Raw genomic sequence first — 12,452 nt, 5'->3', positions numbered from 1 at the left:
GAATACTGCAGCGGTCGCACGTTAGGCAGCTTTAGGCGGACGAGTTGAGCTCCTCGAAACGTGCCAAGGCGCGGTCGCGGTCCTCGGGATCAAAAGCCTCGATATGTGTGACTCGGTCCCCGCCCCAGAGGTTGATCAAAACGAAGGGAACTTCGATCGCGAAACCGTCGGAGGACGTCCCCTTGACCACTACATGACACGCGACGCCGAGAGTCGAGTGAGCCACGACTTCTGCCGTTTCGATCCAGAGGTCCGGAGCGAGTGATGTAAGCGTCCGGATCGAGGTGATGTAATCGGCGCTGCTGCTTCCGAGCTGGCGATGATTGATATAGGTGGCTCCGGCACAGACTGCGGTGAGCGCGTCCCACTGATGGCGATTGGTCATTTCGATGTTTGTGCGGTGCGATTCGAGGATTTCGGGATGCGTCACCTCTCCGGAGGCGATCCAACGGGCGTCCAGTTCCCTCATCGCGGCATCAAGGTCATCGCTGTCGAAAATCACAGAGTGACAGACCAATCCGCCTTCCGTGACTTCCGTGATCGACAAATCCTCCACCGCGATGGGCTGACCGGGAGCGTCGGTGTCGCGGAACCAGTCGCGGCACAGCACCAAACGGTGTCCGCGGACGGCGACTGGCTCGGCAGTCCACCGCCAACTGTCAGGTGCTTCGGAGATCATGCTGGGAACGAATTCCTGTCGGAGTGAACCCTCGCTGCGCAATCCTTTACGTCGGTCGTCGTATCGACCGTCCGGGGTGACGAAAGAACGGAAGGCGTCAAGATCGCGGCGACCGAATGCGTCCACCAATCTCGCGCGGGTGCGCGTCGCCCCATTGGCAAGCTGATGTGTCGTTTCTTTGAGCTCGTCGAGTCTCGTCAATGCGGCGTCGAGATCCGCCTCGTCGAAAACTTCACAGCGGCTGATCGCGTCGCCCTCGACCGTCAATAGGGTGATCTCGCGCCATTCACCGTCAAAACCCTCTTGTGACGTCGCGTGCACGGTTTGAGTGAATACCGCTCCAAGTGTATTGAGCCTATGAATGACCTCCGGGTACACATGAATCTTCCGGACCACTTCCCATGTGGCATGGATCAAAGCGCTCTGTTCACCCGGTGCGAATGCGGTGCCTCCGCGTCGGTGGTCGATGTTCACCCAGTCCGGAGTGGTACGGAATAGCTCTCGCCGGTTGAACACGCTGTACGCCCGTGCGATCGCCGACCATGTGCGAGCGTGTGCCGCTGCTTCGCCAGCGAGGTAGCGAGTTTCGAGTTCCTCGAAGGCAGCGTCGACGTCGTCGCTATCGAAGTTGACGAAGTCGTCTATCAAGCCATCGTCATTGATCTCGACGACCGCTAAATGGTCGACGGTGATGGGTTGGCCGTCAACGCCGGTATCGCGGTAGATCTGACGGCCCAGCGACAGTCGCGATCCTCTAGTAGCGAGGTGCTCGACGCTCAGCCGCCAGGTCCGGGGCGCCTCGAAAAGCGCCTGCGTAGCCTTTGCGCGGTCCGAGGGACCGTGCAAAGCCTGCAATCCTCTTCGGCGGTCGTCGATACGGCCCGTTTCCGAAGTGAGGGCAACGAAATCGTCAACATCATGATGATTGAAGGCATCTGCGAGGCACTGCCAAATCCGCATCGCAGCGTTTTCGAACCGAAACGGTGCCTGGTTGAGTTCATCGAATCTCGCGAGGGCGGCATCGATGTCGGTCTCGTCGAACAACTCGCATCGCTCGATCGAGCCTCCCGCGACCGTCAAAAGCTGGATAAATCGCCACTCGGCCTCGAAGCTGTCGTGTGAGGTGCCGGCGACGACCGATGTTACGAGCACCGCTTCATCGGTGAGACGATGTACGACTTCGATATGAGCGTTCAGGTCGGGTGTCACATCCCATACGTCGGGATGCGCGGCGGCGCCAGAGGAGGTGGATGCGAGCGGTGTGCCGCGCCGGTGGTCGGTGTAGATCCAATCTCGTTCGAACTGCTCTTGCCGGTTGAGCGCGGCATAGGCGCGTGTAACGACCGACCAGGTCTCTGCGTGTGGACTTGCCTCTCCCGCAGAGTATTTGGCGTCGAGCTCCGCGAATGCCTCGCTAAGGGCGTCAAGGTCGAAGACGGTATTCGAGACCAGCCGATTGTCGGCGTCTGTCTCGATGATCATGAGCGCTTCGGCGACGATTTCGCCGCGCGGGCCCTCACCCGCCGTGAAACGACTCAGGCATAACGCGAGGCGCTCGCCCCTGGTCGCGATGGCGGGCGACCCCGCGTTCCTGAAGCCGACCTCGCCCACCGACCGCATATTTTCGATATGGATGGCCCGACCACGCCTCACGCCTGCGTTGACGACCTGGCGGCGATCGTAGGACGTGAAGTTCTCGGCCATCGCTCCTTGTACGGCGTCCGAGTCTTGCGCGTCGAAGCACACCCATAGATCCGCTAAAGCGCGGGTGGCTGCATTCTCCGGTCCTGTTAGGGAGCGCTGTTCTGGTTTCGTGGCAGCGTCTGTCATCACTGGAACCGGTGAACTGAGTTCCTCGAATCGAACGAGGGCTGCGTCCAGGTCTGTTTCGTCGAACAACTCGACTCGACTCAGAAGGTCACCGTCAAATGTCGCTAGGGTGATGACGCGCCACTCGGCGTTGAAGCCATCGCGTGAGCTGCCAGTCGCCACACGCGTGAAGACAGCTCCAGAGTCGTTCAGCCGATGCACAACCTCGATGTAGTTGGAGATGTCGGGCGCCAGCTCCCAGGAAGTGCGGACATATGGGAAGAGCTGGCCCGGTGCGATTGAGGTACCGCTTCGGTGGTCGGTGTTGACCCAATCGGGCGTCGTGGGAGGAAGCACGCGGCGGTTGAACGCGGCGATGGCGTTCGCGAGGACCGTCCACGTGCGACCATGGGCTGCCGCTTCGCCGGCTCCGTACCGTGTGTCGAGCTCGGTGAACGCGGCATCCAGGTCGTCCCCGTCGAACACCACCGTCGAAGTTATGAGCGGTTGTGCTGCGTCCAGTTCGACGAGGTTCAGTACATCGGTGTGGGATCGTTCGCTGCGAACGCGAGCTAGAACGAGGCGCCGCCCGCGGGTCGCAACCAGGGTCGAGGTGACATCGCCGGTTCCCACATCGGCGACAGCGCGCATGTTGGCGACGAAAGCCTCACGGCCCTGCCGTAACCCGTCATTGACGATGCGTCTCCTGTCCTCGGCGCGAACATCGGCTGCCAATAACTTCCCTATCGCCGACCAGTCCCGCGCGGCGAAGCAGGTCCAAAGGTCCTCGACCATCTGGTATGCCGCATTGACGGGTCGAGATACTGGACGGGTCAGTTCCTCGAAGCGTGCGAGCGCGGCGTCGAGGTCTGCAGGATCGAACAACTCACATCTTCTGATCAGATCACCGTCGATCACCGACAGGCTGAGCTCTTGCCATTCGGCTTGGAAGCCCTGCGACGTCGTTCCTACTGCCGCGTGGGTGACCACCGCGCCAAGATTCGTCAACCGATGCACGGCCTGGATGTAGATCCTCGCATCAGGCGCCACCTCCCACGTCGCGTCCATATATGCCCTGATTTCGCCCGCCGCCAGTCGCCGGCCCTGACGATGGTCGACATCCACGAAATCCGCAGTGATCTCGGGAAACTGCCCCGTGTTTGCCACAGCGAATGCCTGTGAGATGGTCGTCCATGTGTGTGCGTACTGAGACGCTTCGCCTGCAAGGTAGCGGGCATCGAGTTCTTCGAGCGCAGCGTCCAAGTCCTCGGTATCGAAAATCACACGTGCCACAATGAGTTGGTCGTCGTCAACCTCGATGATTCCGAGAAGGTCGCTGCGGAACGCACCGGGGCCGCGGTCTCGGCCGGTGAATCGGGTGTGACTGAGCGCTAGGCGTTGACCGCGGACGGCGATGGGCACCGTCTTGGCTTCGGCAACCCCCAATCCCGCAGCGGTACGCATGTTCTCGATCTCGGCACTCACACCTTGTTGCCTACCGCCGTTCACGGTTCGGCGTCGATCCTCGGTGTAGGTGCCATCGGTGAGCATTGCAGCCATGGCGTCCCAATCGCGGACGTGGAAGCATGCATCGAACCGATCGTCTGCGCGGGTTGCCGCGTTTTCGAATTGAGTTGTCCGGCATACAAGCTCATCGAAGTGCGCCAGTGCCGACTCTAGATCCGTCTCATCGAACAACTCGACACGATTGACCAGTCCCCCGGCAACGGTCGACAGGCTGACACCGCGCCACTCGGCCTGAAATCCCTGAGCAGAAGTACCTTTGGCGACGTAGGACACGACCCCTCCACGGGCGTCCAGCCGATGTACCGCCTCGATGTAGGTCTTGACATCGGGAGTGTTGGTCTGAGCAGCCAGGGTATAGGAACCGAGTTCACCCGGCGCGAAAGCGACTGCACGCCGGTGATCGAGATTGATGCAGCCTGGCGCGACTCGAGGAAGTTCACCCCGGTTCACGGCAGCGAATGATTCGACGACGGCCGACCATGTCTGCGCATAATCGGAGGCTTCCCCCGCCAGATAACGGTCGTCGAGCTCTTGGAAGGCGGCGGCGAGATCGTCATCGTCGAACGCGACCACCGCTGTGGCCTGGTTGTCCAGGTTGATCTCGGTGACGCTGAGCATCTGGGCACTTACATCATCAAGTGACTCGTTTTGATTGAGCACGCGAACGCGACTAAGAATGAGTCGATCGCCGCGGATTGCAAGGACGGTCGACGACACCCGCGCCCCGCTGACCTGGGCAGTGGCACGCATATCCGAGATGTGCACGTCTCGACCCTGGCGGACACCGGCATTCACGACCCGGCGGCGATCGTCAGTGACGACGTCTTCTGCCAACGTCTCCGCCATTGCGGCCCAATCGTGCGCGTCAAAGGATGCGCAATAGCGGTCGGTCACCTCGCTCGCTGCATTCTTCAAAGCGGTTGGCCGGTCCAGCTCGTCGAATCGAGCGGTGGCGGCCTCAAGATCGGTCTCGTCGAAAAGTTCTGATCGGTTGATCCGGTCGCCGTTGATGGTCGACAATGCGATTTCGCGCCACTCGGCAGTGAACCCGTCGCGAGATTTCCCCTTGATGACACGCGTGACAACCGCACCAATGTCAGTAAGGCGGTGCACCGCTTCGATGTAGATGCTGATGTCTGGATCGAGGACATCCCAGGTTGCCTTCAGGAAAGGTTCCAGCTCATTTGGCGCAAACGACGTCACACGTCGGTGGTCGACGTTGACCCAATCCGGCGTCGTCGGCGGCAACTCGTGCCGGAGCACGGCGGCGTAGGCGCCGGCGATAACCGCCCATGTCCGAGCATGAGGGGTCGCCTCTGCAGCGAGATAACGGCTTTCGAGTTCCTCAAAGGCCGAGCCGATATCGTTGACGTCAAATACCACCACTGCTGTGAACTGCCCATTGACGTCGACTTCGATGATCTGAACGACATCAAACTGAATCGCCTCCGGGTCGTGGCCCGAGGCGTGAAAGCGCATGAGCGCGAGCCGTTTGCCTCGGGTGGCCACTGTGGCCGCCGACAGGTTTCGCCACAATCCGAGATCGACGGCCGCGCGAACGTCTTCCATGGCATGAGTTCGACCATGCCGTACTCCCGAGTTCACAATTCGACGGCGGTCATCGTAGGAATAGCTGTCGGCGATCATCTCCGCGATAGCGTCCCAATCGCCTGCCTCGAAATGCGCCAGGAAACGCAGATTTGCTCTGCTGGCGGCGTTTTCGAGGTCCGGCGCTTGGTGACTGACCTCTTGGAATCTCGACATGGCGGCGTCGAGATCATCTTCGTCGAAGAGCTCACAGCCGCTGATCAGCGGGCCGTCGACCGAAAACAAGTTGAGCATGCGCCATTCGGCCGGAAACCCCTGAGCTGTGGTGCCGCGGGAGACCTGCGTGACGAGCGCTCCTTTGTCGCCAAGGCGGTGCACTTTCTCCACGTAATTGTGGAGATCTGGAGTGAGGTCCCAGAGGGCGGCGGTCACTTCCCGAAGGTCGGCGTTGGCAAGCGGTGTCCCCCGACGGTGGTCGATGGTTGACCAGTCTGCCGTCGACGGCGGGATTTTATGGCGAGCGAGGCTGGCGTAGACACCGACAACAACGGTCCACGTCTGTGCGTGACTCGCGGCTTCGCCTGTGAGGTAACGCGTCTCGAGTTCCTCGAACGCGGCGTCGAAACCGTCGGCGTCGAACGTGACGTAAGCGATGATCCGGCCGTCTGCGTCAGTTTCGACGATGTCGAAGACGTCCGCTCGAAAGTCGTGAGATCCAAGGTAGTGCGTGCGACTCAGGGCGAGCCGCTCGCCGCGAATAGCAAGGAGCTCAGAAGACACCGTGTCCACGCCGAGGTCCGCCATAGCCCGCCAGTTGGCAATTCCATCGCTACCACGTAGCAAGGGACCATTGACGACCTGACGGCGGTCATCGATAGTGACGTCCGCGGCCAGAAGTTCGCGGGCGGCATCCCAATCGCGCCTCGTGAAACACGTTCGCAATCGCTTCGCCGATTCGCTTGCGGCGTTCTGTAAGCGCGGTTCCGACTGATTCAGCTCGTCGAACTCCGCCAAGGCGAGGTCGAGATCGGCCTCGTCGAAAATCTCGCAGCGACTGACCAACTCGCCCTCGACGGTCACAAGGTCGATCTCGCGCCACTCCGCATAGAACCCTTCGCGCGAGGTGCCGGACACCGTTCGAGTCACGACCGCTCCCAGCTCAGAGATTCTGTGCACCGCCGCGATATGGATGTCGATATCGGGTGTCTCGACCTGCGACGTACGGATGTAGGCACCGAGTCGGCCGGCTGTGACCGGGGCCAAACGTCTGTGGTCGACGTTCACCCAGTCGGGCGTCGTCGGCGCGAGTTCGTTGCGATTGAGTCCCGCATAACCCCTGACGATGACCGCCCACGTTCGTGCGTAGGGTGAGGCCTCGCCGGACATGTACCGGGTGTCGAGTTCCTTGAATGCGGCATCAATGTCCTCTAACTCGAAAACGATGCGCGCCACGACCCGTTCGTCGGGTCCAAGTTCGAGGGTGTCCAAGGCATCTCCGTGGAAGCCTCCCGGTCCTTGAGCGGACTGGACATGACTGAGGACGAGGTGATCGCCGCGGGTAGCAATCACCTTTGATGTCACGTCTTTCGCTCCGACATCGGCTAGCGCCTTCAGCTCGGTGATCAGGGCGCCGCGCCCCTGGCGAAGACCCGTATTCACTATGCGGCGACGGTCATCGCTCGAAAGGTCTTCGGCCAGCATGTCGCTGATGGTGTGCCAATCCCGCGCTGCGAAGCACGCCTTGAATCGCTCATATAATCGGCTTGCTGCGGTCTCGAGTCGAGGCGCCGGACGGGTGAGCTCGTCGAAGCGGGCGAGCGCTGCATCGACGTCCGTTTCGTCGAATAGCTCGTAGCGGGTGAGCTGCCCATCTTCAATCAGCAAGGTGTTGACCACCTGCCACTCGGCTTCGAAGCCTTCTTGAGCGACTCCGTAGGACCGACTGGTGATTACTACACCGCCATCGCTGATGCGATGCACCTCTTCGATATACGTGCGTAGATCCAGGGGTAAGGCCCTCTTCGGGCGGTCGGCTGCCGTCAGGTCTTCGGACGTGTATCGCGTCAGTCGCCGGTGGTCGATACTCGGGCAGTCAGTCGCGTCGTATTCGTGCCGGTTGAAAGCAGCGGTGAAGTGTGCGACGGCAGACCACGTCTGCGCAAACGCGGCCGCTTCGGCCGCGAGATACCGGGCGTCGAGTTCGGCGATGGCGGCGTCGAAGTCGTCGCGGTCGAACCCGATCATGGCCACGATCAGTCCGTCGCTGTCGACTTCCGTCAATGCCAACGTTTCGGTTGCAAACGCTTCCGGCCGCGTATCGCGCCCCTGAAACAGCAGGTGGCTCAATACGAGTCGATGACCCCTTAAGGCCAGGGGCGTCGCCGACACCTGCGCTACACCGAGCGCAGCGAGTTCGCGGACGTTGGCAACCTCTGTTGCGCGGTCGTCGCTGATTCTGTGAAGCCCACGTCGGCGATCATCGACCCGGACATTCGGGGCAAATAGTCTGGTGATTTCATCCCACTTACGGGCCGCGAAGAGCTCGCAGGTCCGTCCGACGGCCCGTGTCGCGCGATTCTGGAGCAGCGAGCGCGTCTGTGTTGATTCCTGCTGGCTATACAGCGCACCCACTTCCGCGAGCGCGGCATCTAGGTCGTCGGCGTCGAACCACACCCGACGGGCGATCCGACCCTCATCGTCGAGGGCATAGAGCTCGAGAACATCCTCCTGCGGCGCCTGCGGTCCAACCTCCGCGCCACCGATCGTCAATCGGCAGAGCGCGAGTCGCTCCCCTCGCACCGCGACCACACTCTGGCCGTGCCGCATCGTATTGACATCGGCGACGCGGCTCGCCAGCCCTGGCCAGTCACCAGATTCCAAATCGTCCTTCGTGAAGCCGACCATTTTCCGTCTGCTCTCGACGGAGACATCGGGTGCATACAGGCTCTGGTACTCATCCCAGGCGCCGCGGTCGGCGGCCGCCGCCAATTGGTGAACGACCCGTACGCACGCGTTCTCCGGCTGAGCCGCGACAGTCTGAGTGACAGGTGGAGTCGCATCGCGCGTTCCCAGCAGCCTGTGAGCCTTCTCCGAAAGCGCTGCAGCACCTTTCCGGTCGTAGAGGGTGGCCGCCTGTTCCGCCGCGGCGCGCATGCCGGCCATATCACCGGCGAGGCGCAACACGGTTGCCAGCGCCAGGCAGGCATCCCCGTGATCCACCAAGGCATCCGTCGCCGCAGCCAAACTGACCGCCTCTTCCGCGACCTCCTTGGCACGGTCATGCACACCGGCGCGGGCCAACAGCTGCGCCCTGACCGAACGCCACGCGATCGACGCCTTCGACCCATGTCCGGCGAGACGTTCGCTCACTGAACACAATTCGTCCGCCTCGTCAGCTCGATCCAAAGCCAGGCAGGCCCGCGCCAACAACGCCGCCGTGTCCGCCGTGTCGATGTCGAGCCCCATCCGCCGGAAACCCTCGTAAGCCCGGCGCAAGTATGGTTCGGCGGCCGCCGGATCGTCCGCGACCAACTCGATGATGCCCGCGAACTGGTCGACCTCCAGAAGCGCGTGACGCAGGCCGAGTTCGGTCAGCGTCCGTCTCGCCGACTCGATCAGGCGACGTCCCTCGGCGGCCCGTCCCCGGAGCGCGTCGAGCACCGCTTGGCACCGCGTCGACGTCGCCTCAACAAGCGGCGACCCGGTCGTGATGCGCAACAGCCGCACCACGTCCAGACACCGTCCGCCCGCGCGCGGAACAGGGTTGGGGCCCCACAGCGCCGCCAGCGGCGCACCCGCCAGCACTGCGTTGACCCGGCTGTGGTCACGGGCCCGTCGTGCCGCCGTCAGCGCCTGGTCCAAAGCCGTTTCGCAGTCACCGATGCGGCCCAGACGCGCCAGGCATCCGGCGCGTACGGTGTGCGCCTTGGCCTCCCCCGCCGCGTCCTCGAGTGTGGCCAGTCGTTCGGCGGCCACGTTCACCGCCGACTCGATATCGTCCAGCCGCTCGGGATCGGTGAGCATCGAAAGCTCACCGTCGAAACAGATCCCCCACGCCCCGAGCCTGCCCGAATCGCCGGCAGTGACGCGTAATTGCGTTACCGCATCCTTGGCTGATGTCACATCGCCGGCGGCGAGCAACGCCTCGCAATGAGCGATCAGCAACTCGGCTTGCAACGCGTCGCGGTCGGGTAGTTCGTCGTCCAGTTCCTCGAGCGCATGGAGCGCACGGTCATAAAGGTCGGCCGCGCCTTCGTAGGCCACCCGCGACATCGCCTGATCCGCCGCACGCCGGCAGTATTCGACCGCCTTGACCGCGTTTCCGGCCCAAGCACATTCGAAGTAGTGATAGGCCAACTCGGCCAGCAGCTCATCATCGGCGCCCGCTTCGCCTTCGAGCGTCCCCGCGATGCGCTGATGCAACCGCATGCGCCGCACGGAGGGAAGCTCGGCAAGCAGCGACTGGCGCACCAGGGCGTGATTGAACCGGTAACGGCCCCCGGGCTCCTCGATGACGATGCCCGCCTTACCGGCCTCATCGAAGGCGTCGACCAGGTCTTCACCGACCACCTGCTCAACGAGCGTCAACGCGAACCGGCTTCCCACGACCGCGGCCGCCGCCAGCGCCTTGTTCGTCTCGGCCGTGAGTCGGGACAGCCTGCGGCTCACCGCCTCCCGAACACCCTGCGGCAGCGTGCTCGGATCCCAACGGCCCCCGCTTTCCTCCACGTGGCGCAGGGCCTCGATCAAAAAGAACGGATTGCCACCTGTCACGGTCGCCAGCGCCCGGCCCAATTCTTCGTCGTGGTAACCGGCTTCGGCGACATAGGCGGTGACATCACCCTCATCGAGGCCGCCGAGCTGCAGGCGGGTCGCGGTGCCGTCGCGATGGAGGTCGGCGAGCATCGCGGCCAGCGGATGGGAGCGGTCGAGATCGGTGCTGCGGTACGTGCCGATGATCTGGACTCGAGCTTCGTCCCCGAAACGCAGGAGGTGCCGCAGCAACAACAGCGTCGGTTTGGCGGCCCAGTGAAGGTCGTCGAGGATCAGCACGACGGGAGCGGTCGCGGAGGCTGTACCCAGGAGAGCGACCACCGCGTCGAACATCGCGTAACGCTCGGTGTCCGGATCGGCTCGCGGCGGCACGGTCACGTCGGGCAGCGCATCGCCCAGTCCCGGCACCAACGGCAAGAGCGACTCGACACCGCGAACGCTGCGCAGCCGATGGGAGTCGACGCACGACACCAGCGAGCGCAACGCCTCGGCGAACGGCTGATACGGCGCGCCGAGGTCCTCGTCACACCGGCCGTACAAGACGACGGCGCCCTGTTCGTACGCTTGCCGCGACCACTCTCCGGCCAGCCGCGTCTTGCCCACGCCCGGCTCGCCGGCGATCAGTACAGCGCGGGTGCCGGCCGCAAGGGTCGACTGCCATGCCGACACCAGCCGTTCCAGTTCCCGACCTCGTCCGACAAACGGTCCGGGTCCGACGAGGACCGCGGGCAGCCCGGGCCGCACCATCGGTGCCTCAGCTGCGGGAGGACTGGGGTCGTCCGCGGCCTCCATGCGCAGTTCGAAGACGTGCTCGGGCCGAGGAAGGTTGCGCAACCGGCGCGTGCCCAGGTCAGCGAGTACGACGTCATCCGGGAGCGAGTCAATGACGAGTTCAGCGGTCGCGCCCGAGCACAGGATCTGGCCGCCCGCGGCCAGGGAACGCAGACGCGCAGCGCGGTTGACTGCCCGGCCGAAGTAGTCGCCGTCGCGGAACTCCACCTCTCCGGTGTGGAGCGCCACCCGGATCCGCATCGGGTGCGCAAGCCGCCAATCCTCGTGATCGATCGCCCCCTGCAACTCGATCGCCGCGGCCGCGGCCGCCGACGGCCGGTCGAACACCGAGAACGTCGCATCCCCTTCGCCGCGCGTCTTGATGAGCCGACCGCCGCGCGACGTGACGACCTGCTCGACGATCTCGTCGTGGCGGGCGAGCGCCACGGCCATCGCATCGGCGTCGGCCTCCCACGCCGCCGTCGATCCCTCGATATCGGTGAGAAGGAACGTGACCGCGCGAGTGACCGTGGAAAGTTGCTGCGACTGAGGCACTTCCAACGCGGCATCCTGCGCGACGATCGCCGCCTCCAGCCTCCGCAACTCCGGTCCGGGATCGACACCGAGCTCCTCGGCCAGCAGCGATCGCGCCCGCCGGTATGCGCCCAACGCCTCGCCCTGACGTCCCGCCCGGTACAGCGCGAGCATCAAATGCCCCCAACGACGTTCGCGCAGAGGTGCTTCCGCGATCGCGGACTCGAGTTCCCCCACGATCTCGGCGGCGCGACCCGTCGCGAGCAGGGCGTCGGCCCGGTCCTCGACCAAGGCGGCGTGACCTTCGAGCCAGCGTGTCTTTTCCGATGACCCGCGCGAGCCGTCCGGAAGTTCAGGAATGCCACGCCACAGGTCCAGCGCCTGGTCGAACAGGGTCACCGCCCGGGTCGGGTCGCCCGCGGCAAGGGCCTTACGGCCGAGTTTCGCGGCGGTCTTGTAGCGGAGGGCGTCGATTTCGGTGGTGCTCAGGGTCCAGCCGGTGCCTTCGGTCAGCACGAAGCCGTCTCCCAACGCGCGACGCAGCGACGAGATGTGGGTCTGCAACGCCTTGGTGGCTGTCCGCGGCGGCTCGTCGCCCCAGAGCAGCGCGACGAGAGTGTCGGCCGACACGACCGAACCGCCGTGCAGCCCGAGCATGGTGAGGATGGCCCGGGGTTTGGCGCCGGGGATGGCGACCGGCAACCCGTACTGCCGGACCTGCAGAGGTCCCAGAACCCCCAGTTCCACCTCTTGAAGCGTAATCACATCGCGATCGTCTGAGGGCCGATTCAACATGCGGTCAAAAACCGGT

At 63.7% G+C, this 12,452-nt stretch carries 1 protein-coding gene; it reads right to left on the bottom strand.

Annotation, left to right across the window (positions count from 1 at the left end):
- Positions 1 to 31: 31 nt before the first annotated feature.
- Complete coding sequence (locus tag AU192_RS00750; protein ID WP_278183949.1) at positions 32 to 12,388, bottom strand: BTAD domain-containing putative transcriptional regulator; 12,357 nt, start codon at positions 12,386 to 12,388, stop codon at positions 32 to 34.
- Positions 12,389 to 12,452 lie beyond the last annotated feature (64 nt).

Source organism: Mycobacterium lehmannii, assembly GCF_001499925.1.
Lineage (GTDB): Bacteria > Actinomycetota > Actinomycetes > Mycobacteriales > Mycobacteriaceae > Mycobacterium > Mycobacterium lehmannii.
The sequence above is the reverse complement of the archived record's forward strand: the minus strand, read 5'-3'. Positions and strand labels throughout refer to the sequence as shown.